Source organism: Ensifer sp. PDNC004 (genome assembly GCF_016919405.1).
Classification (GTDB): domain Bacteria; phylum Pseudomonadota; class Alphaproteobacteria; order Rhizobiales; family Rhizobiaceae; genus Ensifer.
Genome location: NZ_CP070354.1, coordinates 289812 through 312138, shown reverse-complemented (window position 1 = coordinate 312138; position 22327 = coordinate 289812). Strand labels below are relative to the sequence as shown.

Here is a 22327-nt window from a genome sequence, read left to right as displayed (position 1 = left end):
CGAACATGCATGGTTCGAAGGCGTCATTCGACTGGCAGGATCCGTTCAACCTGGATGGGCAGTTGAGCGAAGAGGAACGCATGGTGCGGCACACCGCGCAAAGCTATGCCGAAGACCGGTTAGCCCCGCGCGTCCAGGAGGCGTTCCGCCACGAAAAGACCGATCCGTCGATCTTCGCCGAGATGGGCGAGCTTGGCCTGCTGGGTCCGATGGTGTCGGAGGAATACGGCGGCGCCGGCCTCAACTACGTTTCTTACGGCCTGATCGCCCGCGAGGTCGAGCGCATCGACAGCGGCTACCGCTCGATGATGAGCGTGCAGTCTTCGCTCGTCATCGTGCCGATCTACACCTTCGGCAGCGAAGCGCAGAAGCGTAAATATCTGCCGGGACTGATTGCCGGCACCAAAGTCGGCTGCTTCGGCCTCACCGAACCGGACCATGGTTCCGATCCCGGATCCATGATCACGAAGGCTAGCAAGGTCGATGGCGGCTATCTGCTGTCGGGTTCCAAGACCTGGATCTCCAATGCGCCGATCGCCGATGTCTTCGTCGTCTGGGCAAAGACATCGGATGGTCTGATCCGCGGCTTCATTCTCGAAAAGGGCTGGAAGGGTCTGAGCGCCCCGGCGATCCATGGCAAGGTGGGCCTGCGAGCCTCGATCACCGGCCAGATCGTCATGGACGAGGTCTTCGTTCCGGACGAAAACATGCTTCCTGATGTGACCGGCCTGAAGGGCCCCTTCACCTGCCTCAACTCCGCGCGCTTCGGCATCGCCTGGGGCGCACTCGGTGCAGCCGAGTCCTGCTACGAGACGGCGCGGCAATACGTGATCGACCGCAAGCAGTTCGGCCGGCCGCTCGCCGCCAACCAACTGATCCAGAAGAAACTCGCGGACATGGCAACCGAGATCGCTCTTGGCCTGCAGGGCTGCCTGCGCCTCGGGCGCATGAAGGATGAAGGCAATCCGCCGGTCGAGTTGACCTCGATCCTCAAGCGCAACTCCTGCGGCAAGGCGCTGGAGATCGCCCGAGCGGCGCGCGACATGCTCGGCGGCAACGGCATTTCGGACGAGTTTCCTGTCGCTCGCCATCTCGTCAATCTCGAAGTGGTCAACACCTATGAGGGCACCCACGACATCCATGCGCTGATACTCGGCCGTGCCATCACCGGCATTGCCGCCTTTGCGAACTGAGGTCCGGCACAAATGTTCAGGACCAGGAGACCGCTGCGCTTCGGAGATTGCGACCCCTCGGGGATCGCCTATTTCCCGTCTTACCTCAACATTCTCGTCGGGGTGACGGAGGACTTCTTTGCGTCTCTCGGCTTTCCCTGGAAGGCCATGAACGACGAGCGGCGGATCGGCGTGCCGACGGTGCGCCTCGATCTCACTTTCTCTCGCCCGGGCTTCCAGGGCGACGAACTGGATTTCGCGCTCAAGGTCGCGGGCATCGGCCGCTCATCGCTCGACATGGAGCACACGGTCTCGGCGAAAGGCACCGTGCTCTGGACAGCAAAACAGCGGGTCGTTGCCACCTCGCTCGACACGCACGCTTCTTTTGCCTGGCCGGACGATATCCGCGCCGCGCTGACACAACATCTGGAGACGACCGATGCACACCATCCTGCAACCTGAAGGCTGGGCAAAGCCCATCGGCTATTCCAACGGCGTTTCGGCCAAGGGCCGCACTGTCTTCGTCGGCGGCCAGATCGGCTGGAATGCGCAGTCCGAGTTCGAGACCGACGATTTCGTCGAGCAGGTGCGCCAGACCCTGAAGAACGTCGTTGCCGTGCTTGCAGCCGGCGGCGCCGAGCCGCAGCACATCACCACCATGACCTGGTACTTCACCGACAAGCAGGAATATGTCGGCAATCTGCGCGGCATCGGCCAGGCCTATCGCGAGACCATCGGCCGGCATTTCCCGGCGATGGCGGCGATGCAGGTGGTGTCGCTCGTCGAGGACCGCGCCAAGATCGAGATCCAGGCCACCGCCGTCGTCCCCGATTGAGGTTTGGCAGCATGGCCGATATCCGATTTTCCGAAAGCGTGTCCGCCCGACTCGAAGGCGATGTTCTGGTCGCTACCATCGACAACCCGCCGGTCAATGCGCTCTCCGCGCATGTCCGGTCCGGCCTGACGGCGGCGCTCGATCATGTTGCCGAGCAGCCGGCGATTGCGGGTCTCGTCATCACCGGTGCCGGCAACACCTTCATCGGCGGCGCCGATATCAGGGAGTTCGGCAAGCCGCCGATCGAACCGATCCTTCCCGAGGTGATCGAGCGCATCGAGACCTTCGGCAAGCCTGTCATCGCCGCTGTCAACGGCGCCGCCCTTGGCGGTGGCTGCGAGGTAGCGCTTGCCTGCCACGGCCGCATCGCCGGCGAGAAGGCATCGTTCGGCCTGCCCGAAGTCAAGCTCGGCCTTGTCCCGGGCGCCGGCGGGACGCAACGTCTGCCGCGCTTGATCGGCATGGTCGCGGCGATCGAACTCATCGGAACCGGGCGTGCCGTCAAGGGCGCCGAAGCTGTGAGACTTGGGCTTGCCGACAGCCTTGCCGCCGATCCCGTCGCTGCTGCGCTGGCTTTCGCAAAGGAACAGGCCGGCAAGCCGCTTCGTCGGACCGGCATGATCGCGGTTCTGCCTGCGGACGGCGAAGCCGTCGGCGCGGTGGAAGCGAAGGTTCTGGCGCGAGCTCGTGGCCAGGCCGCGCCCACTGAAGCCGTTCGCCTCATCAAGGCAGCCGGCGAACTCGATCTGAAACAGGGACTGGCTGAGGAACGCGCGACCTTCTTAAGGCTTCGCGATTCCGCCGAGTCAGCAGCCCTCAGGCATGTGTTCTTTGCCGAGCGCGCCGCCGGCAAGGTCGAGGGACTTGACAAGGTTTCGCCTCGGCCGATCGTGACTGTCGGCGTGGTCGGCACTGGGCTGATGGGGTCCGGCATCGCCGTCTCGGCCCTGACGTCCGGCTACGGTGTGATCGCGATGGAGCAGACGGAGGAAGCGGCCGCCGGCGGGCGGGCGCGCATCGCCGAGACGCTGGAGAAGACCGTGCGCAGCGGACGACTGACTGCTGATGGACGCGACGAATGCCTGGCGCGACTGCAGACGACGGCGAAAGCGGCGGAACTCGCGAAGGCCGAACTCGTCATCGAAGCGGTGTTCGACGACCTCATGGTCAAGACGGAGCTGTTTCAGAAGCTCGACGACATCGTTGCGCCTGGCGCCATTCTCGCGACCAACACCAGCTATCTCGTCCCCGATGCGATCGCGGCGACGACGGCCGATCCCTCGCGTGTTGTGGGCCTGCATTTCTTTTCTCCCGCCAACGTGATGCGGCTCGTCGAAGTCGTCGATTGTGCCGAGACGGCGCCGGACGTGCTGGCAACGGCACTTGCCTTCGTCAAACGCCTCGGCAAGCTGCCGGTCGTAACCGGCGTCACCGAAGGCTTCATCGGCAACCGCATCTTCTCGGCCTATCGCCGCGAAGCAGAGTTCATGCTCGAGGATGGAGCACTCCCGCACGAGATCGACGCCGCGCTCGAGGCCTATGGTTTTCCGATGGGCATCTTCGCCGTCAACGATATGGCCGGGCTCGAGATCGCCTGGGCACGGCGCAAGCGACAGGCCGCGACCCGCGATCCTGCCGCACGCTATGTCGAAATCGCCGACAGGCTCTGCGAGGCCGGCCGTCTCGGTCGCAAGAGTGGTCGCGGCTGGTACGCCTATCCCGATGGTAAGCGCACCGTCGATCCTGATGTCACGGCGGTGATAGAGGCGGCGCGGGCAGCCAAGGGCATCACGCCGCGCGCCTTTAGTTCCGACGAGATCATGAGCCGGCTTCTGGACGCCATGCACGACGAAGGTAACGCGCTGCTCGCCGAAGGCATTGCCGCGCGTCCCGGCGACATCGATCTGGTGATGATCAACGGCTACGGATTTCCCGCGCACAAGGGTGGGCCGATGTTCGCCGCCGGGCAAAGCAAAGGATAAATCTCATGGCTGAAGCCTATATCGTCGGCGGCGTCCGCACGCCGATCGGCCGCTACGGCGGTGCGCTGTCGAGCGCCCGCCCGGACGATCTGGCAGCGCATGTTATCCGCGAGGCGTTGGCGCGCGTTTCATCCGTTCCGGCCGAAGCGATCGACGAAGTCGTGCTTGGCTGTGCCAACCAGGCCGGCGAGGACAATCGCAACGTCGCCCGCATGGCCGCCTTGCTCGCCGGGCTACCGCAGACGGTTGCCGGAACGACGATCAACCGGCTCTGTGGTTCTGGTCTGGACGCTGTCGGTTACGCTGCCCGCGCGATCAGGCTGGGCGAAGCCGAGATCATGGTCGCCGGCGGCGTCGAAAGCATGTCGCGTGCGCCCTTCGTCATGCCGAAGGCGGAAAGTCCGTTCCAGCGCAACACCGAGATCCACGACACCACCATCGGCTGGCGCTTCGTCAATCCGGGAATGAAGAACCAATACGGCATCGACTCGATGCCGGAGACCGCCGAAAACGTCGCCGCCGAGTTTTCCATTTCGCGCGAAGACCAGGACGTCTTTGCGCTGCGCAGCCAGGCGCGCGCGGCGGCTGCGCAAAAGAGTGGACGTCTTGCCGGCGAGATCGCTCCTTATGCGATCAAAGGACGCAAGGGCGAGACGACATGGGTCGAACAGGACGAGCATCCCCGCGAGACGACGATCGAAAAGCTCGGCAGCCTGCAGACGCCCTTCCGCACCAATGGCACGGTGACCGCCGGCAATGCTTCCGGCGTCAACGACGGTGCTGCCGCGCTCATTCTCACCTCGGCCGGCGCAGTCGAGCGTTACGGACTTCAGCCGTTGGCCCGCGTCGACGGCATGGCAACGGCCGGTGTCGCGCCGCGCATCATGGGCATCGGCCCGGTCTTTTCGACGCGAAAGCTGCTGGAGCGTTTTGGTCTCGGCATCGGCGACATCGATATCGTCGAGTTGAACGAAGCCTTTGCCGCACAGGCGCTCGCCTGCATGCGGCAGCTTGGACTGGCCGACGATGCGCCCCACGTCAATCCGAACGGCGGCGCCATCGCGCTCGGCCATCCGCTCGGCATGTCCGGCGCGCGTCTGGCCCTCACCGCGGCCCTGGAGCTTGAGGCGCAGGGTTCGAAGCGTGCGATTGCCACCATGTGCATCGGCGTCGGACAGGGCATTTCGATGCTGTTGTCACGGCCGTAGCGATTGGACGTTTCGGTCGTCAGCCGAAGGCCGCCCAAAACGATGAGAAAGCCGGGCTACTCAGCTGAGGAGTTAAGACCGAGCCGCAAGCGGCTCGGTCTCCAAGCCTACTTTCCACCCCAGGCGGCGGGATAATCCGGCAGCTTCTCGCAGCCGCACATGGCGTGATGCAGCGGCGGCATCTTGGCATCGACATACTGGTCGAGCGTTTCTGCTGTGATCGCCGGCTGCGGCATGACCCATTCCGGGCCGGGCACGGCCTCTCCCTGCAGCACCTTCACTGCCGCGATGATCGGCGTGCGCCATTGGTAGGTCGGATAGGTCGGCGCTATCGCCTTGAAGCCTTCCGACTTCCACTTGACCAGGAAGTCCTGCTGGTCCTCGCCGGTAATGATCGGAGGCGGCAGGCCGGCATCCTCGAAGGCTTCGAGGGCTGCAACCGCCGTCGCCCCCGCATCCATCCAGATCGCATCGATCTTGCCGCGTTGCAGGTAGTCTTCGACGATCGACTTGGTCTTGGCATTGTCGCCCTCGGTGAATTCCTCGCCGATGACGTTCAGGCCAGTCTCCTTGAAAATGCGCTTGGCCGCGGACGCGCGGGTCTCGAGCACATCGACACCCGGTACGATCCGGAGCATCAGGACGTCGGCCCCCGCCGGTGCCGTGGCCGCCACGAACTCGCCTGCCTGGATACCGAAGCCGTAACCGCCGACCGGATGGATGAAGGTGACCGGGCACTTGGTGTTGACGCCGCGGTCAAAGACGATCACCGGCAACTTGGCACAGGCTTTTTCGACCGCCGGCGTCAGGGCTGCGGTCGTATTCGGCGAGACGATCAGGGCCGAGCACTTGCCGCCATTGATGAGGTCGTCGATGTCGGCGATCTGCTTGTCGTCGGACCCTTCGGCATCGACGTGAATAAGCTCCTTGATCTCCGGATGGAGCTTCACTTCGGCCTGCATGTTCGTCCAGCCGGTTACCCGCCAGGCATTGTTCACGCCGGCGTTCGAGAAGCAGATCGTGTAGGGACCTGGCTTCTTGTATTTTGCGGTGTCGGCCATCTGGTCGCCGTAGTACTGCTCCCAGGGCTCCCCTTCCGGGCCATTGGCCTTGGCCGTCAGCAGCGTCCGTTGCCTGTCGAACTCGGCGGTATCGTCGAAGTTCAGTTGTTGGCTATGCGCCGTGCCGGCGACGAGTGCCGCCGAAAGGGCGGCGGTCAGCAATCTTTTCATGTCTCACTCCCATTGATCATGATTTTTCAGTTCCTCCCGACGGCTTGAGGCCGGCGAAATCAGGTCCCGGCGACGCGGTTGCGCCGGTAGGTGGCAAGCACGACTGCGGCGATCAGGATCAGGCCCTGGACGACATCGCGCGTCGGCTTCGGCAGTCCGATGAAATTGAGCAGCGTGAAGATGGCGGTCAGCGTCAGCGCGCCTGCAATCGAGGCCGAAACGGAGCCGCGGCCGCCGAGAAGCTGCGCGCCGCCGATGACGCAGGCGGTGATCGCCTGAAGCTCGTAGCCGACACCGACATCGGTCGATACGCCTGCAAATCCACCGAGCAGGATGCCGGCCGTCACCGCGCTCAGCGACGAGGCGACAAAAGCGATGATGCGCACCCTCACGATCGGCACACCCGACATCTGCGCCGCCCGCGGATTGTCGCCGAGCGCGTGCAGCATGCGCCCGAGATTGGTGCGATGCATCAGCCAGAACAGAACGGAGCCGACGACCAATAGCACCAGCAATGCGACCGGCACGAACTGGATGAGCGGAATGCCCTGAAGGCTGGCGCGCCCGAAGAAGCGGAACGTCTCCGGCAGATAGCCGCGCGGCGAACCGCTCGACCACATGAAGGCAGCACCGTTGAGCGTGATCATCATGCCGAGCGTCGCGATCAATGACGGCACCCGGAGGTAGGAAACGACCATGCCGTTGACCACGCCGACGGCAAGCCCCACCGCATACATGACCGCAATCACCCACCAGGTCGCATCGGCGCTGTTGTCGAGCAGCATCGACGAGCCGACAACCGTCAGCGTGATGAGCGAGCCTGCGGATAAGTCAAAGCCGCCGGACACGATGACGTAGATCTGGCCGGCCGCGAGGATGGCGAGAGGAGCGGCACGCTTCAGGAAATTCATGTAGCCGGTGGGCTCGATGAAGTTCGGGTTCGAAAACGTGATGGCAACGAGAAGGGCTGCCAGCACGAAGAAGACGGGATTGATCTTCGGCAGCCGCCCAACGCTTGCCACGCCGCGCGTCTTTGCGGAGCCGACGGTTTCCTGGATCATGCCACTATCCTCTTTGAACGGACTGCGTAGAAGGCGACGGCGGCGACGATGATGATGCCGCGCATCACCTGCTTGGCGAAGGCGTCGATGCCGGCGAGATTGAAGATGGAATCGATCAGCGAGAAGATGATCACGCCGGCGACCGTGCCCCAGATCCCACCTTTGCCGCCGGCAAGGATCGTGCCGCCGATGACGACGACGGCGATCGATTCCAGATCGTAAGCGCCCTCCGTGCCGATCCAGGGCGAGCCGGATTTGAGGCGGCTGGCCAGGTAGAGGCCGGCGAGCGCTGCGCAAAGGCTGCAGATGATGTGGCTCGCCATCACGACCCGCGTCGTATTGATGCCAGCGGCGCGCGCCGTGTCGCGGTTGCCCCCAACCGAATAGATGTTGGAGCCGAAGCGCGTGAAGCGCAGCACGATCCATGCGCCAAGGACGAGCAGCGCCAGGACGATCAGGCTGACCGGTAGCCCGAGCACCTCGCCATAGGCAAAATACTGGAACGCATCCGGCACCGAACCGCCGAACCGGCCATGAAAGGAGGCAAGACAGCCCTGAATGATCAGTGCCATGCCGAGCGTCGCGATCAGCGGGTTGACGTCGAGGCGGGTGATCAGGAGCCCGTTGAGCGTGCCGACCACCGCCCCCATGACGAGCACCGCAACAACCGCCGGCACCATCATCGCCGGATCGCCGTTCATGATCGCTGAGGACACCACGGCCGAGGCCGAGATGAGATGGGCCACCGACAGGTCGATCGAACCGACCAGGATGGTGAAGGTCTGCCCGACGGCGGTGATGCCGAGCGCGATGGACCGGTTGAGGATGGAGACGGTCGCCTCCGGCGTCAGGAAGCGTGTAAGGCCTAGGCTGAGCGCAATCGCGACATAGATGAGGACGGCCAGCCCGAGCAGCAGCGCCGGCGCGTAGTGTTCCATGCGCCAGGCCGGACGTCGGATGAGACTTGCCTTGTTCATGCTGCCACCGCCTCCTCGCCAGTTGCCGCCAACATCACGTCGGCCTCACTGACCCCACGCGAAAACGCCGCGACGAGTTCGCCATTCCGCATCACAAGGACGCGGTCGGATACGCCGAGAACCTCCGGAAGATCGGACGAGACCATCATGATGGCCGTGCCCTTGCGCGCGAGATCGCGCATCAGGTGGTAGATCCCGGCCTTGGCATTGACGTCGATCCCGCGTGTCGGCTCGATGAAGATCAACAGCCGGGGCGCCAGCGCCAGCCAGCGCGCGACGATGGCTTTCTGCTGGTTGCCCCCCGACAGCGCCTTGATGTCCTGGGCAAAGCTGCCGGCACGCACGTCGAGTTCACGCAGCAGCTTTTCCATCGCTTCCGTCGAGGCGAATGACGTCGCATTGGCATTGCCGGAAAGGGAGGAGAGCGCGCGGGACGTCAGCATCCCGTTGTCGACGACCGATTGCATCAACACCAGCGCTTCGGCCTTGCGATCGCCCGGTAGCAGCCCGACCCCGGCGTGGATCGCCTCGCGCGGACTGGCAAACCGCGCCGGCTTACCGGCAAGGGTGATCTCGCCCTCGGTGAAGGGAGAAAGGCCGAATATCGCCTGCGCGAGCGCAACGCGCCCTGCCCCTTGCAAGCCGGAAAAGCCGACGATCTCACCGGCGCGCAGCTCGAAGGACACGTTTTTCAGCCGGTCGTTTCCGGCATTGCTGACGCAGAGCACGACGTCGCCGATCTCCTGCGGTGCGGCCGGCTCCGCATAGAAATCGCCAAGGTCGCGGCCGACCATCGCCCGCACGATCGCCTCCGGCTCAGGTACATGGTCGAAGCAAACCGCCACCTCGCCATCCTTGAGAACGGTCACACGATTGGCCAACCGCGTGATTTCAGGCATGCGGTGGGTAATATAGACGATCGCCACACCGCTCTCCTTCAACGTGTCGACGAGACCGAAGAGCACCTCGCATTCGGCCTCGTTCAGCGCTGCCGTCGGCTCGTCCATCACGATCACCTTTGCCTCGAGCGACACCGCCTTGGCGATCTCGACCAGTTGCTGGCTGGCGACGTCGAGGTCGGCGACCACAGTGCTCGGCTCGATCCGGTGCGCCGAGCCGAACAGCGCAAGCACGCGCCGCGCTTCGTCGTTCATCGCCCTGTGGTCGATCAGACCGCGACGCGTCGGCTCGCGGCCAAGGAAGATGTTCTGTGCGACGGTTCGCTCGGGCAGCAGGGAGAATTCCTGATAAATGACGGCAATGCCCGCCCGGATCGCCGCCAGCGGATGCGTGAAATGCCGTTCTTCGCCGTTCACGACGACCGCGCCTGTGTCCGGCCGATAGATGCCGGAGAGGATCTTCATCAGCGTCGACTTGCCGGCGCCGTTCTCGCCCGCCAGCGCATGAACCTCCCCACAATGCGCGGAGAAGCTGACGCTTTTCAACGCCTTGACGCCGGGGAAACTCTTGGTGATACCGCGCATCTCGATGGCGGGATGTTGAGTGTTCATGCTGCAGCCCATGTCTTGCGGATGAATGTCGCGCTCTCGGAAAAGAGCGTATCGAAATCGGGAAACAGCGGCCGCCAGACGCGGGTCGCCGTCGCGATCGCCGGCAGCCCGGCGCCGAATGCCTCAAGCGTCAGCCAACCGTCATAGCCGATCTCCTTCAACACCGTGAACATCGCGGCAAAGTCGATATGCCCGCGCCCGGGTATGCCGCGATCGTTCTCGGAGACATGGAAGACACCGATATCCTGGCCGATCAGCCGGATCGCCGCCTCCGGCCGCCGCTCCTCCACATTGGCATGGAAGGTGTCGTACATGATCTTGAAGGCAGGATGTGCCACGCGATCCACATAGGCACGCGCCTGCTCCATCGTGTTGAGAAAATAGGTCTCGAAACGATTGAGTGGCTCGAGGCTCAAATGCATGCCGTTGGCCGCCGCCCGCTCCGCGAGTGCATGATGCGCGTCGGCCCCGTGTTTCAGCTCGTCTTCGCTGGCGCCCCGGCCGGTGAAGAAGCCGATCGGCGCGTGAAACGGCCCACCCATGCTTTCGGCGCCAAGGGCGATGGCGCAGTCAAGCGCCCAGTCGAGATGGGCGCGCCCGCGCGCCCGCACGTCGGCATCGCAACTGACGGGGCTTGCCTCAGGCGTCGGGACGATCGATGTGGTGGACCGACCAAGGCCGAGCCCGTCCAGTTCGCGGCCCAGGCGTTCGTAATGACTTACCTTGCCCGACAGAACCGGCACTTCGACGCCGTCATAACCGAGATCGCGCAACCGGCCGATGTTGCCGAGATGCCTCTCCTCGACGAAATCGGTCAGGCAAAGGAGATTGATACCAAGCTTCATGGGGCGCTCAATTCAAAGATATGCCGAGATCGCGACAGGTCGCGCGGATCCAGGCCAGTGACGTTTCGATCATCGGGCCAGCGGCGCCTTCACATTCGAGGCTGAGCACACCGTCGTAGCCATGGTCGCGAAGCGTGGCGAGGCAAGCCTTGATGTTCTCGGCATTGACGCCATCGCCGAGCGCGCAATGGCTGACCGCGATCCCGGTTTGTCCGCCGCGGGCGGCCGCTGCCAGCGACGGCGACACGTCCTTCAGATGGACATGGGACACCCTGTCGATGAACCGCGACAGAAACTGCGGCGGTTCCTGCCCGGCGATGAACGTGTTGCCGGTGTCCATGTTCATGCGCAGCCACTTGCTGTCTGCAAAGGCGAGCATGCGCTCCATGAATTCCGGACGCGTCGTGAAATGACCATGGGGCTCGATGTTGACGACGATCTCGTGTGCTTCGGCGACTTCGACGATCTTTTCGTAGCTACGCTTCATCAGCGCCATCGACTCTTCTTCGGTCAGTCCGGGCGGCATGTGGAGCCCGTCCGTCGTGTCGACACAGGGGCTGCCGGCCTGCGCTGCCCAGGCAATCGACTTCAGCACATAGGGCACACCTCTAAGCGGCCCGTCCTCGCCAGACAGCGGATAGGCCGCATCGACCTGCGAAAAGCACACGCCGTAGCGCTCCATCTTGCGACGCAAGAGGACGGGATCCTCGTAGAGCGCGACATGCGGTTGGTAACCCAGTCCGTGGATCCAGCTCACGCCGTCGATCAGGCCGCATTCGATGAAGTGCAAATCGTTGTCGCTTGCCCATTGCAAGCATTTTTCAAACGACCAATAGGCCGAGTTGAACGCGTCCGTGTGGAAGCCTATCCGCACCGGCAAAATCCTCCAAATTCCCCTCCATGCCATTGAGTTTCAACGGCAAATCACCAGCGCCTCCAAAATGTCGCTTGATGATGCCCAAGCATTGCGCAATAAATCGCTGCCGGCGTTCGAAATAGACGACTGGTAAATTTTATACATCTGCGGGGGAGCAGCATGACGAGGAGCAGCAACGAACGGGCCGTCAATCGGCCTGCGGTCTTCCGCGAGCCGGGCGCCCTGCTCTATGCCGGCAACTGCCAGGACCTGATGAAGGCCTCGCTTGCGGGCCAGGTGTCGCTCAACGCCTGGACGCGGCGCGGCTATCCCGGCATCGATCTCGGCGCGGCGCTGCCGCAGGTCTGCTCCGTCGGCGGTTGGGATGCGACGACCCCGCAGGATTGGGGCCTGCGCGAACATTGCAACGAAGGGGTCAAGATCGCCTATCTGGCGCGCGGCTCATTGACGATCACCATGGATGGCCGCAGGACGACGATCAAGGAAGGCCAGATGTTCGTCGTGCGACCCTGGCAGTTGCACGCGCTCGGCGATCCCAATGTCGGCGCCAGCCACATCATCTGGGTGCTCATGGATATGGGCGTGCGCCGCCCGCACGAAACCTGGCTGTGGCCCGACTGGATCGGCTGGCCCGAGCGCGACCGAAAGCGCCTGAGCGAACTTCTGTCGAAGAACGAACAGATTTCCTACAACGCCTCGCGCGAGGCCGCCCGCACCTTCCTCGATATCCACGAGGTGGTGGCAGGCGGCGATATCGACGGTGGCGAAGCACATCTGCGCCTTTTGATTTCGATGATGCTACTGCAATTCCGCCAGATGCTGGAAAGCCAGGCACCGGTGCTGGATCTTGCTCTCGCAAGCTCGAAACGCACGGTCGAGATCTTTTTGAAACGGCTGCGTCACGCGCTCGACGAGGAGTGGACGCTCGAGAACATGGCGGCAGAGTGTAATCTTTCCCGCACGCAATTTTCGCAGCATTGCCAGGCGCTGACCAACATGACGCCGGTCCGCTACCTCCAGGCGCTCCGGCTCAACGCCGCACGGCAGCTTCTCGAAAGCGGCGCGCATTCGGTCACCAATATCGCCTTTGATTGCGGCTTTTCATCGAGCCAGTATTTTGCCACCTGCTACAAGAAGCGCTTCGGCTTCTCGCCGATGGAAACGCCGCGTCAGTCGCTATCGATCGCCAACTGAAAGTGAGCCGCCGCGACCGGATCAAAGCCGAATGGACAAGAAAGCTCTCCTGACGCCCCGAAAGGCCGCTTCGCAGCAACGCTCGCGAGCGATGATCGAGGCGCTGGTGGAAGCGACGGCGCGTGTCCTGATCAAGGAAGGATTTGAACGCGCAAACACAAATCGCATTGCCGAGGAGGCCGGCGTCAGCATCGGCTCCCTCTATCAATATTTTCCGAGCAAGGAAGCGCTCGTCGTTGCCGTCATAGAACGGCATAAGGGCGAGATGGTCGATGTCTTGCGGGGTACCCTCGCAAAGGTGGCGACGCTACCGCTCGACAATGCAGTGCGCGAACTGGTCAAGACGATGATCGATGCGCATCGTGTGGACCCGGACCTTCATCGGGTGCTGGTCGAGGAAACGCCACGTGCGGGACGGATTGGCACGATCGACGGCTTTGACAGAGAGTTCTACGGGCTGATCAGGGCGTATCTCGAATTGCACAAGGCAGAACTGCGGCCGGTGGATCTGGACCTGGCCGCTTACATCTGCGTCAGTTGCACGGAAGCGCTGACGCACGGCGCCGTCGTCGGCAGTCCAGATAAGCTAAACGATGGGAACGTCGACGCCTTCATCAACGAAGTGACGACGCTGATCACGCGCTACCTGAAGTAACGTCCTCCGGGTCCAGACATCCAAGATGCGAGCAGGGTCTTGGTAACGTGACGCCGCTCCGTGAACGCCTGCGGCCAACTGCATGAATTGCCGGGGAAATTTGGAGGGGTAGCGCCCGCTTAGACAGCTTCCCGAACGCGAGTAGATTTTTGCGAGCAATCGCTCACAATTTGTCTGCACGCCGCCGTTCCGACAACCAGCCTCGTTTCGACATCGAATGCCAAACGAGCGGTCAAGCAACCGCTTCTCGAAGCCCCAGACCAAGGTAACAGGAAGATGTACGCACACGTCGTGATGATTCATGCCGCGGCCATGGGCACGGCATTTCTGCTGTTTGCAGCACGGGAGCTGCTTTTCATTACTGCCTCGCGAGGGCAAATAGGCGCTGGGAAATTGGCGCTGACCGCCAACAGGATTGCGGGCCTGCTCACGGGGATAGGGATTGCCGGAGGCATTGGGCTCATCGTCTTGGGCGGGTGGCCGCTATCGACACCCTGGCTACTGGTGTCATTCACCCTGATCGCCACCTTGATGGTTGTCGAAAGCAGGTTCGTACGGCCATGGGAGGCACAGGTGCAACCAGCCCTTCAAGGCGCGATCGACACAATCGAAGTCCGAGCGCTTCTTCGAAACAAGCGCGCCCTGTGCGGCCGCCTGGCATCGATCTTACTTTTCGCTCTGGTCATAGCGCTGATGGTCGTCAAACCCGACCTAGCCGGCATTTTCGGCGCCTAGGGCGACGCCGGCGGGCGCAACAGCGTTGCACGGCCATTGCGAGGCGACCCAAGCGCCGGCGGCTACACCGCGCCAGTCTTTCATCAACGGATTTGAACTCACCGCCCCGGTATGAAGGGCGGTGAGTTTCCGTTTCAGGGTGTCGTCACGCCAGTGCCGGCAGCAGCTGGTCGATGCTCTTCTTGGCGTCTCCGTAGAACATGCGGGTGTTGTCCTTGTAGAACAGCGGGTTCTCGATGCCGGAGTAACCGGTACCCTGGCCGCGCTTGGAGACGAATACCTGCTTGGCCTTCCAGACTTCGAGCACCGGCATGCCGGCGATCGGGGAGTTCGGGTCTTCCTGGGCGGCCGGATTGACGATGTCGTTTGAGCCGATGACGATGACGACATCGGTTTCGTGGAAGTCCTCGTTGATCTCGTCCATCTCGAGCACGATGTCGTAGGGAACCTTCGCCTCGGCCAAGAGTACGTTCATGTGGCCCGGCAGACGGCCGGCGACCGGATGAATGGCGAAGCGGACGTTCTTGCCGGCCGCCCGCAGCTTGCGGGTAAGCTCGGAGACCGACTGCTGCGCCTGCGCCACCGCCATGCCGTAGCCCGGCACGATGATGACGCTGTCGGCGTCGTTGAGGGCAGCGGCCACACCATCGGCATCAATGGCGATCTGCTCGCCAGTGATTTCCATCGCCGGCCCCGTGGTGGCGCCGAAACCACCGAGAATGACCGAGACGAAAGAGCGGTTCATCGCCTTGCACATGATGTAGGAGAGGATCGCACCCGAGGAGCCGACCAGCGCACCGGTGACGATCAGAAGGTCGTTGCCGAGCGTGAATCCGATCGCGGCGGCAGCCCAGCCGGAATAGCTGTTCAGCATCGACACCACCACCGGCATGTCGGCGCCGCCGATGCCCATGATCAGGTGATAGCCGATGAAGAAGGCGGCGAGCGTCATGACAAGCAGCGTCCAGGTGCCGGCACCATTGACGTAGAGCACCAGCAGCACGAGCGAGAGAAGAGCAGCACCGGCGTTGAGCAGGTGACCGCCCGGCAGCTTCTTTGCCTTGCCGTCGACCTTGCCGGCAAGCTTGCCGAAGGCGATGACGGAGCCGGTGAAGGTGACGGCGCCGATGAAGACGCCGAGGAACACCTCGACCTTCATGATCGACAGTTCCACCGGTTCCTTGTGGGCAAGGATCGCGGCAAAGCCGGTCAATGCAGAGCGGGCCGCCGCATCGAGGCCGGCGACATCAGCCGCCTCGATATGGGCGTTGAAGCCGATGAAGACTGCGGCGAGACCGACGAAGGAATGGAGGGCCGCAACAAGCTGCGGCATCTCGGTCATTTGGACGCGGGAGGCAACGAAGTGGCCGAGCACGGCGCCGCCGGCAATCATCAGGACGATGATGAACCAGTTGCCGACATCGGGTCCGAAGACCGTGGCGACAATGGCGAGTGCCATGCCCGTCATGCCGTACCAGACGGCGCGCTTGGCGCTTTCCTGGCCCGAAAGTCCGCCGAGCGAGAGGATGAAGAGGACGGCTGCCGCGATGTAGGCGGCCGATACGATACCGATCATCATAATGTCTACCCCTGCCCGATCAGGATTTCTGGAACATGGCGAGCATGCGCCGTGTGACGAGGAAGCCGCCGACGATGTTGATCGTGGCGATCAACACCGACAGCGCCGCAAGCAACACCACCAGCCAGTTGCCTGACCCGATCTGCAGCAGCGCGCCGAGAATGACGATGCCCGATACCGCGTTGGTGACGGCCATCAGCGGGGTGTGCAGCGAATGCGAGACATTCCAGATGACCTGGAAGCCGACAAAGCAGGCGAGCACGAAGACGACGAAGTGGCTCATGAAGGCCGGCGGCGCAAAGGCGCCGACCAAAAGCAGCAGCGCTGTGCCGACGGCGAGAAGCGTCAGCTGGCTCTTCGTCTGGGCCTTGAAGGCTGCGGCCTCGGTGGCGCGCTTTTCCTCCGGCGTCGGTTCCTTCACTTTCTCCTTGGGTTTCTGCGCCGCGATCGCGGCGATCTTCGGCGGTGGCGGCGGGTAGGTGATCGCGCCTTCGAAGGTGACGGTCGCGCCACGGATGACGTCGTCCTCCATATTGTGGACGAGCTTGCCATCCTTGCCCGGCGTCAGGTCGGTCAGCATATGGCGGATATTGGTGGCATAGAGCGTGGACGCCTGCGCGGCCATGCGGCTCGGGAAATCGGTATAGCCGATGACGACGACGCCGTTGTCGGAGACGATCCGCTGGTCGGCAACCGTCAGATCGCAGTTGCCGCCGCGCTCTGCGGCAAGGTCGACCACCACCGATCCCGGCTTCATTGCGGCCACCATGTCGGCAAGCCAGAGTTTCGGCGCGTCGCGACCGGGGATCAGCGCCGTGGTGATGACGATATCGATCTGCGGCGCAAGCTCGCGGAACTTGGCAAGCTGCTTCTCGCGGAACTCCGGCGAAGAGGGAGCCGCATAGCCGCCGGTGGCAGCGCCGTCCTGCTGACTGCCCCCCTCACCATCCGCGAAATCGAGATAGACGAATTCGGCGCCCATGCTTTCGATCTGTTCGGCGACCTCTGGACGCACGTCAAAGGCATAGGTCTGGGCGCCGAGCGAGGTGGCGACACCGATCGCGGCAAGACCGGCGACGCCGGCACCGATCACCAGGACCTTTGCCGGCGGCACCTTGCCGGCGGCCGTTACCTGGCCGGTGAAGAAGCGGCCGAAATTGTTGCCGGCCTCGATCACCGCGCGATAGCCGGCGATATTGGCCATCGACGACAGAGCATCCATCTTCTGGGCGCGGCTGATGCGCGGCACCATGTCCATGGCGATGACGTTGGCGCCCTTCGCCTTGGCAAGCTCCAGCAGTTCGGCATTCTGGCCGGGATAGAAGAACGAGATCAGCGTCTTGTCCGCAGACAGGTGCGCGACTTCACTCGGCTCAGGCGGTCGTACCTTGACGACCACATCGGCCGAACCCCACAGCGCCTCTGCCGACGGCGCCACCTCGACGCCCGCGGCGCGATAGGAATCGTCGGAAAAGCCAGCCGCAACGCCAGCACCCGTTTCGATGATGCTGCTATAGCCAAGTTTCGCAAGTTGCACCGCGCTGTCAGGTGTCAGCGCCACGCGCGCCTCGCTTGCGGTGACCTCCCGCGGCGCGCCAATTTTAATCGCCATGCTTGTCTGTCCTCTCCTGCCGACTAGGCAATGCCTTGTCCCTCAACAATGCGACAGCAGAACAAGCAAACCTTGAGAGTACTGTCCAGTACGCTTTGCCGCGAATCCGTCCATTCTTGTCGCTTTTTAGTTTTCCCTAATCGTTTTTATCGGCCAGGCACTTCGCCAGGCCGGCCGATCGGGCGCGAATGGTCAGCAAAAAGCAGACGGAGACGCCTCCGCAAAACGGGCGCTGAATGGACTCCAGCGGGCCGCCGATCGCGTGTGTGAAGCGACGAACATCACCCAAGAGGGGTCCGAGCCCGCATCCGTTTCATGAAACGATCACGCCGAGCGGCGACCGGCAACGTGGCGCACCGACGTCGACGCGGTACGGGGAGGTGCCGCGTCGTGCGAATCAAATTCGCCTGCCTGTTGAAGAGCCGCTAGAGAAGGCGGTAGCGTTTCAGGATTTCGGCGATCTGTTCGTCCTGCTCCCTGTTGGGCAGAAGAGCTGGCTGGCGGCTTGCGCCGACGGATGCGTCCTGAAGGTAGAGCGCGCGCTTGACCATCGCCGGGGCAAAGCCGAGTGCATAGAGGTCGGTCCGAAAGGCGGCAAAGGTTGCCTGCTGCTTCTGCGCTTCGACGATATCGCCGGCATTGAAGGCCTTCAAGATGCCCGCGAGCACATCCGGCATGGCGTTTCCGAGGCCCGAGATGCAACCGGCCGCACCATTCTGCAACGCCCAGAGCACGAGGTGGTCAGGGCCGGAATAGACTTCGAAACCGTCGACCTCCTTGGCGACCTGCAGATAGGCCTCCAACGTCTCCTTTGCGCCACCGGAATCCTTGATGCCGGCAATGTTGCCGTGGCCGGCAAGCGTGCGCGCCGTGTCGGGCTCGATATGGTTCTGCGTGCGGGCCGGAATATCGTAGAGGTAGGCGGGCGTCTTCACGGCATCGGCGACGGTCGAGAAATGGCGGATAAGGCCATCCTGGGTGCAGGCGATGAAGAACGGCGTGATCACCGCAATGCCGTCGACGCCGATCCGGTCGAATTCGCGGGCGAGCTTGACGGTCTCGAAGGTGGCCGGCATGCCGGCATTGACGATCACCTTGACGCGACCGCCGACCTCGTCGACCACCTCTTCCGTCAGCCGCACCTTTTCCTCAAAGGTCAGCGCGGAGAAGTCGCCGTTGGTTCCGGCGCACATGATATTGTTGCCGGCTGCGACCTGGCGGCGGACCTGGGCGCGCGTCGCCTGGTAGTTGATGGTTTCGTCCTCGTTGAAGCAGGTTACGAGGGCGACGAAAGCTTTCTTGGTCATGCGGGTATTCCTCTCAATGGACGACGCCTCACGAGGCGCGCTGAAGGCGGGCGGCGCGGTGGGCTGCCTGGACATCGGGATCGGGATCGAGTCCGGCGGCGAGCAGCGCGCGCGTGTAATCCTGTTGCGGCGTCTCGAACACCTCGCGCACCGTGCCGAGCTCGACGATGTTGCCCTTCTGCATGACCATGACGTGGTCGGCAAAGTCGCGCACCACCGGCAGGTCGTGGGCGATGAAGATGAAGGCGATGCCCATTTCCTTGCGCAGCCGGTCGAGCAGCGCGATCACCTGCGCCTGCACCGAAACGTCAAGTGCCGAGACCGCCTCGTCGCAGATGATGAGCTGCGGCTCGAGTGCGAGTGCGCGGGCAATGGCGATACGCTGGCGCTGGCCGCCGGAAAACTGATGCGGGTAACGGCCCATGTGTTCCGGACCGAGACCGACCTGCACCAGAAGTTCGGCGACGCGCTCGCGCCATTTCGCCTTGGGCAGGATATCCGGATGGATGACCCAGGCCTCCGAGATGAGCTGGTAGACGGTCATGCGCGGGTTGAGCGATTGCGTCGGATCCTGGAAAACCATCTGCAGGTCGCGGCGCAGCTTGTAGAGTTCCGCAGGCGACATCGTGAAGAGGTCACGGCCCTTCCACAGAGCACTGCCGCTATCCGGCTCATCGAGGCGAAGCAGGATGCGCGCCAGCGTCGACTTGCCCGAGCCGCTCTCTCCGACAACGGCCATGGTCTCGCCGGGCATGAGATCGAAGGACAGACCCTTCAGCGCCTCGAAGGAGCCATAACGCTTGCGCACGTCGCGAACGGAAAGGACAGGCTCGGCGCGGGCGGCCGGCGCATGCATCGCCCCCTTGCCGGGGGCAGCAGCAATCAGCTTCTTGGTATAGGGATGCTGCGGGTTCTTGTAGACCTCGCTCACAGTGCCCGCTTCGACCAGGACGCCTTTTTCCATCACCACCACGCGATCGGCGATCTCTGCGACCACACCGAGGTCGTGGGTGATGATGAGAACCGCCATGCCGGTCTCCCGCTGCAACTCTTCGAGCAGGGCGAGCACCTCGGCCTGCACGGTAACGTCGAGCGCCGTCGTCGGCTCATCGGCGATCAACAGGTCTGGTCTGAGCGCCAATGCCATGGCGATCATGACGCGCTGGCGCTGGCCGCCGGAGAATTCGTGCGGGTACTTGTCCAGCGAGCGTTCGGGGTCGGGGATGCCGACGCGGGTCAAAAGTCGCAATGCCTCGGAAGCGGCCTTCGTCGCATCCGTTCCGTGGGTGGTCAGCGCCTCGCGGATCTGCCAACCAACGGTATAGACCGGGTTGAGATGGCTCAGCGGGTCCTGGAAGATCATCGCGATGCGGCGCCCGTTAACCTTGCGCCTTTCCTGCGCCGGCATTTTCAGAAGGTCGACGCCGTCGAGCAGGATCTCGCCCGAACTGATGCGCCCCGGCGGCATGTCGATCAGGTTCATGATCGCCGAGGAGGAGACCGACTTGCCGGATCCGCTCTCGCCGAGAATTGCAAGCGTCTCGCCACGGTCGAGATGGTAGGAGATGTTGCGGACCGCTTTCACGACGCCAACCGCGGTGTGGAACTCGACCGACAGGTCGCGGACTTCGAGGAGATGGTCAGCCATTCTTGCGACCTTTCATTTCGAGACGCCAGCGCTGTACCGGATCGAGCGCGATGCGCAGCCAGTTCGACAAGAGGTTCAGCGACATGGTGGTAAGGATGATCGCAAGGCCCGGCCAGAACGAAAGCCACCATGCGTTGGTGAGGTACTGGCGTCCCTGCGAGATCATCAGGCCCCAGGTGATTTCCGGCGGCTGGATGCCGATCCCGAGGAACGAAAGCGCGCTTTCGGCCAGCATCACATAGGCGAAGTCGAGGGTCGCAAGCGTCGTCAGCGTCGGCAGCACCACGGGCAGGATGTGGCGAAAGACGATGCGCTTACTCGATGCGCCCATGACGCGCGCCGCCTGCACGAACATGCGTTCACGGATTTCCAGCACTTCGGCGCGTGTGGTTCTGAGGTAGACCGGGATGCGGGTGATTGCCAGCACCAGCATGAGGTTCAGGACCGACGAGCCGAGAATGTAGAGAACAATGACGGCGATCAGCAGGGACGGGAACGACATGATGACGTCGGCGAGCCGCATGATGATCTGATTGACGCGCGGCGAGGAGAAGCCGGCAACCAGGCCGAGGATGGTGCCGACGGTTGCCGAAAGCGCGACGGCACCGGCGGCCACCATCAGCGTATTCTGGGTGGCGACGATGATGCGGGCAAGCAGCGGCCGCCCGAGGGCATCGGCGCCCATCCACCAGACCCAGCCGCGCTCCCAGTCGAAGGGAACGGCGTTGCGGCCTCGAAGGTTCTGCTTGGTCGCGAGATCGCCGAGCCAGGTCGGCCCGATGATTGCGAGGATAAGAACGAAAAGCAGGAAGATCGCAGCGCAAAGCGCGAACTTGTCGGCAAGCAGCATGCGGAACATGCGGGTCGCAAAGCGCGGTTCTTCGGCGATGACGGGATCGGCGGTCTGCAGGGTCATGGTCCCCTCCTCAATGCCGGATGCGCGGATCGAGCAGCGCGTAAGCCAGATCGATCAGCAGGTTCATGACGAAGATCGCCAGCGCCGTGACGAGGATGGCGGCAAGCACGACGTTGAAATCGCGCTGCAGGATGGAATCGATCATCAGCTTGCCGACACCCGGAAAGCCGAAGATGGTTTCGACGATCACCGCGCCGTTCAGAAGGCTCGCGGCCTGGTCGCCGATAACGGTGATGACCGGCAGCATGGCGTTACGCAGCGCATGCACGAAGATGATCGGCCCGGATTTGACGCCCTTGGCGCGCGCCGTCTTCACATACGCCGAAGAAAGCGCCCCGATCATCGAGCCGCGCACCACCTGTACGATGATGCCGAAAGGGCGGATGAACAGAACCGAGATCGGCAGGATCCAATGCAGCAGCGACCCCGTGCCTGACGTCGGCAGCCAGGCGAGGTTGACCGAAAAGACGACGATCGCGACGATGGCGATCCAGAAATCGGGAACGGAAGCGCCCACCAGCGAGATCAGCGAGGAGAGCCGATCGAAGAAGCCGCCGGCGCGGAAGGCGGCAAGCGAGCCGACGACGATCGCAGCGCCGGCGACCAGCGTCATGGTGATGACGGCAAGCCAGAGCGTCCAGGTAAAGGCCTCCAGCACAACATCCAAGGCAGGGCGAGCCTTGCGCAGGGATTCGCCGAAGTCGCCGGTGACGACGTCGCCGACATAGCGTCCGAACTGCACCAGCATGGGATCGTTCAAGCCGTGCAGCTCGCGGAATTGCGCCTTCATCTCTGCGGAGGCCTCGACCGGCAGGAACAAGGCGGCCGGATCACCCGTCAACCGCGACAGGAAGAAGACCATGACGAGCAGCCCGACGAGCGAGATCAGACTGGCCACGGCGCGTTTTCGAACGAATTTCAGCATGGCGCCCTCGAAGAAATCCGGCGGCGGGATCATCCCACCGCCTTGATTGCTGTTGT

The 22327-nt window shown here is 63.2% G+C and carries 20 protein-coding genes; 8 read left to right on the top strand and 12 right to left on the bottom strand.

The features are described from left to right. Positions 1-5 precede the first annotated feature (5 nt). The 5 genes from JVX98_RS29790 to pcaF are packed head-to-tail and all read left to right on the top strand — an operon-like array spanning position 6 to position 5197. A complete protein-coding gene (locus JVX98_RS29790; RefSeq protein ID WP_205239997.1) occupies positions 6-1193 on the top strand; it encodes an acyl-CoA dehydrogenase in 1188 nt (395 codons plus the stop codon). 12 nt (positions 1194-1205) lie between these two features. Continuing rightward, positions 1206-1634, top strand: a complete 429-nt coding sequence (locus JVX98_RS29785) for a thioesterase family protein (RefSeq protein ID WP_192449174.1) — start codon at positions 1206-1208, stop codon at positions 1632-1634. After that, positions 1612-2007: a RidA family protein gene (locus JVX98_RS29780; protein ID WP_043612409.1), complete on the top strand. Its 396-nt coding sequence runs from the start codon at positions 1612-1614 to the stop codon at positions 2005-2007. The genes JVX98_RS29785 and JVX98_RS29780 overlap by 23 nt, the downstream gene beginning before the upstream one ends. Positions 2008-2018: 11 nt before the next feature. Further along, positions 2019-3989: a 3-hydroxyacyl-CoA dehydrogenase NAD-binding domain-containing protein gene (locus JVX98_RS29775; protein WP_205239996.1), complete on the top strand. Its 1971-nt coding sequence runs from the start codon at positions 2019-2021 to the stop codon at positions 3987-3989. A 5-nt stretch (positions 3990-3994) separates the two neighbouring features. Continuing rightward, on the top strand, positions 3995-5197 hold the full coding sequence (gene pcaF, locus JVX98_RS29770; RefSeq protein WP_205239995.1) for a 3-oxoadipyl-CoA thiolase: 1203 nt from the start codon (positions 3995-3997) through the stop codon (positions 5195-5197). A gap of 107 nt (positions 5198-5304) precedes the next feature. On the opposite strand, the gene JVX98_RS29765 is transcribed toward pcaF, so the two are convergent. The 6 genes from JVX98_RS29765 to JVX98_RS29740 are packed head-to-tail and all read right to left on the bottom strand — an operon-like array spanning position 5305 to position 11637. Beyond that, positions 5305-6429, bottom strand: coding sequence for a substrate-binding domain-containing protein (locus JVX98_RS29765; RefSeq protein ID WP_205239994.1), 1125 nt, complete (start codon positions 6427-6429; stop codon positions 5305-5307). 59 nt (positions 6430-6488) lie between these two features. After that, the gene (locus JVX98_RS29760) at positions 6489-7490 is read right to left on the bottom strand and encodes an ABC transporter permease (RefSeq protein ID WP_205239993.1); all 1002 of its coding nucleotides are present in this window, start codon (positions 7488-7490) and stop codon (positions 6489-6491) included. Next, positions 7487-8467 carry an ABC transporter permease gene (locus JVX98_RS29755; RefSeq protein ID WP_205239992.1) on the bottom strand — a complete coding sequence of 327 codons (981 nt, stop codon included), beginning with the start codon at positions 8465-8467 and terminating at the stop codon, positions 7487-7489. Before JVX98_RS29755 ends, JVX98_RS29760 begins: the two co-directional genes overlap by 4 nt. Then, positions 8464-9978, bottom strand: coding sequence for a sugar ABC transporter ATP-binding protein (locus JVX98_RS29750; protein WP_205239991.1), 1515 nt, complete (start codon positions 9976-9978; stop codon positions 8464-8466). The genes JVX98_RS29755 and JVX98_RS29750 overlap by 4 nt, the downstream gene beginning before the upstream one ends. Continuing rightward, complete coding sequence (locus JVX98_RS29745; RefSeq protein ID WP_192449167.1) at positions 9975-10823, bottom strand: sugar phosphate isomerase/epimerase; 849 nt, start codon at positions 10821-10823, stop codon at positions 9975-9977. Before JVX98_RS29745 ends, JVX98_RS29750 begins: the two co-directional genes overlap by 4 nt. Before the next feature lie 7 nt (positions 10824-10830). Beyond that, positions 10831-11637 carry a sugar phosphate isomerase/epimerase gene (locus JVX98_RS29740; protein ID WP_205239990.1) on the bottom strand — a complete coding sequence of 269 codons (807 nt, stop codon included), beginning with the start codon at positions 11635-11637 and terminating at the stop codon, positions 10831-10833. A 222-nt stretch (positions 11638-11859) separates the two neighbouring features. On the opposite strand from JVX98_RS29740, the gene JVX98_RS29735 reads away from it, so the two are divergent. The 3 genes from JVX98_RS29735 to JVX98_RS29725 all read left to right on the top strand — a co-directional run bounded on the left by JVX98_RS29735 (position 11860) and on the right by JVX98_RS29725 (position 14284). After that, entirely contained in the window at positions 11860-12894 is a 1035-nt protein-coding gene (locus tag JVX98_RS29735) for an AraC family transcriptional regulator (protein WP_205239989.1), read from the top strand. Positions 12895-12985: 91 nt separating this feature from the next. Next, positions 12986-13549: a TetR/AcrR family transcriptional regulator gene (locus tag JVX98_RS29730; protein ID WP_246765127.1), complete on the top strand. Its 564-nt coding sequence runs from the start codon at positions 12986-12988 to the stop codon at positions 13547-13549. Positions 13550-13825: 276 nt separating this feature from the next. Further along, entirely contained in the window at positions 13826-14284 is a 459-nt protein-coding gene (locus tag JVX98_RS29725; RefSeq protein WP_205239987.1) for a hypothetical protein, read from the top strand. A 145-nt stretch (positions 14285-14429) separates the two neighbouring features. Here the strand turns inward: JVX98_RS29725 and JVX98_RS29720 are convergent, their stop codons facing one another. The 6 genes from JVX98_RS29720 to JVX98_RS29695 form a co-directional block, all read right to left on the bottom strand. Beyond that, positions 14430-15863: an NAD(P)(+) transhydrogenase (Re/Si-specific) subunit beta gene (locus JVX98_RS29720; protein WP_205239986.1), complete on the bottom strand. Its 1434-nt coding sequence runs from the start codon at positions 15861-15863 to the stop codon at positions 14430-14432. A 19-nt stretch (positions 15864-15882) separates the two neighbouring features. Beyond that, a complete protein-coding gene (locus tag JVX98_RS29715) occupies positions 15883-17469 on the bottom strand; it encodes a Re/Si-specific NAD(P)(+) transhydrogenase subunit alpha (protein WP_205240075.1) in 1587 nt (528 codons plus the stop codon). Positions 17470-17900: 431 nt separating this feature from the next. Next, positions 17901-18782 carry a dihydrodipicolinate synthase family protein gene (locus JVX98_RS29710; protein WP_205239985.1) on the bottom strand — a complete coding sequence of 294 codons (882 nt, stop codon included), beginning with the start codon at positions 18780-18782 and terminating at the stop codon, positions 17901-17903. Positions 18783-18810: 28 nt separating this feature from the next. Beyond that, complete coding sequence (locus JVX98_RS29705; RefSeq protein ID WP_205239984.1) at positions 18811-20430, bottom strand: ABC transporter ATP-binding protein; 1620 nt, start codon at positions 20428-20430, stop codon at positions 18811-18813. Then, positions 20423-21346 carry an ABC transporter permease gene (locus JVX98_RS29700; protein ID WP_043612372.1) on the bottom strand — a complete coding sequence of 308 codons (924 nt, stop codon included), beginning with the start codon at positions 21344-21346 and terminating at the stop codon, positions 20423-20425. The genes JVX98_RS29705 and JVX98_RS29700 overlap by 8 nt, the downstream gene beginning before the upstream one ends. Before the next feature lie 10 nt (positions 21347-21356). Next, entirely contained in the window at positions 21357-22271 is a 915-nt protein-coding gene (locus JVX98_RS29695) for an ABC transporter permease (protein WP_205240074.1), read from the bottom strand. Between the last annotated feature and the right edge of the window lie 56 nt (positions 22272-22327).

Excerpts from the sequence above, each read along its gene's own strand:
- pcaF (WP_205239995.1), top strand. The coding sequence starts at position 3,995 with ATGGCTGAAGCCTATATCGTCGGCGGCGTCCGCACGCCGATCGGCCGC.
- JVX98_RS29785 (WP_192449174.1), top strand. The coding sequence starts at position 1,206 with ATGTTCAGGACCAGGAGACCGCTGCGCTTCGGAGATTGCGACCCCTCG.
- JVX98_RS29700 (WP_043612372.1), bottom strand. The coding sequence starts at position 21,346 with ATGACCCTGCAGACCGCCGATCCCGTCATCGCCGAAGAACCGCGCTTT.
- JVX98_RS29725 (WP_205239987.1), top strand. The coding sequence starts at position 13,826 with ATGTACGCACACGTCGTGATGATTCATGCCGCGGCCATGGGCACGGCA.
- JVX98_RS29720 (WP_205239986.1), bottom strand. The coding sequence starts at position 15,863 with ATGATGATCGGTATCGTATCGGCCGCCTACATCGCGGCAGCCGTCCTC.
- JVX98_RS29755 (WP_205239992.1), bottom strand. The coding sequence starts at position 8,467 with ATGAACAAGGCAAGTCTCATCCGACGTCCGGCCTGGCGCATGGAACAC.
- JVX98_RS29745 (WP_192449167.1), bottom strand. The coding sequence starts at position 10,823 with ATGAAGCTTGGTATCAATCTCCTTTGCCTGACCGATTTCGTCGAGGAG.
- JVX98_RS29710 (WP_205239985.1), bottom strand. The coding sequence starts at position 18,782 with ATGACCAAGAAAGCTTTCGTCGCCCTCGTAACCTGCTTCAACGAGGAC.
- JVX98_RS29730 (WP_246765127.1), top strand. The coding sequence starts at position 12,986 with ATGATCGAGGCGCTGGTGGAAGCGACGGCGCGTGTCCTGATCAAGGAA.
- JVX98_RS29735 (WP_205239989.1), top strand. The coding sequence starts at position 11,860 with ATGACGAGGAGCAGCAACGAACGGGCCGTCAATCGGCCTGCGGTCTTC.
- JVX98_RS29750 (WP_205239991.1), bottom strand. The coding sequence starts at position 9,978 with ATGAACACTCAACATCCCGCCATCGAGATGCGCGGTATCACCAAGAGT.
- JVX98_RS29775 (WP_205239996.1), top strand. The coding sequence starts at position 2,019 with ATGGCCGATATCCGATTTTCCGAAAGCGTGTCCGCCCGACTCGAAGGC.
- JVX98_RS29705 (WP_205239984.1), bottom strand. The coding sequence starts at position 20,430 with ATGGCTGACCATCTCCTCGAAGTCCGCGACCTGTCGGTCGAGTTCCAC.
- JVX98_RS29760 (WP_205239993.1), bottom strand. The coding sequence starts at position 7,490 with ATGATCCAGGAAACCGTCGGCTCCGCAAAGACGCGCGGCGTGGCAAGC.
- JVX98_RS29765 (WP_205239994.1), bottom strand. The coding sequence starts at position 6,429 with ATGAAAAGATTGCTGACCGCCGCCCTTTCGGCGGCACTCGTCGCCGGC.
- JVX98_RS29695 (WP_205240074.1), bottom strand. The coding sequence starts at position 22,271 with ATGCTGAAATTCGTTCGAAAACGCGCCGTGGCCAGTCTGATCTCGCTC.
- JVX98_RS29790 (WP_205239997.1), top strand. The coding sequence starts at position 6 with ATGCATGGTTCGAAGGCGTCATTCGACTGGCAGGATCCGTTCAACCTG.
- JVX98_RS29780 (WP_043612409.1), top strand. The coding sequence starts at position 1,612 with ATGCACACCATCCTGCAACCTGAAGGCTGGGCAAAGCCCATCGGCTAT.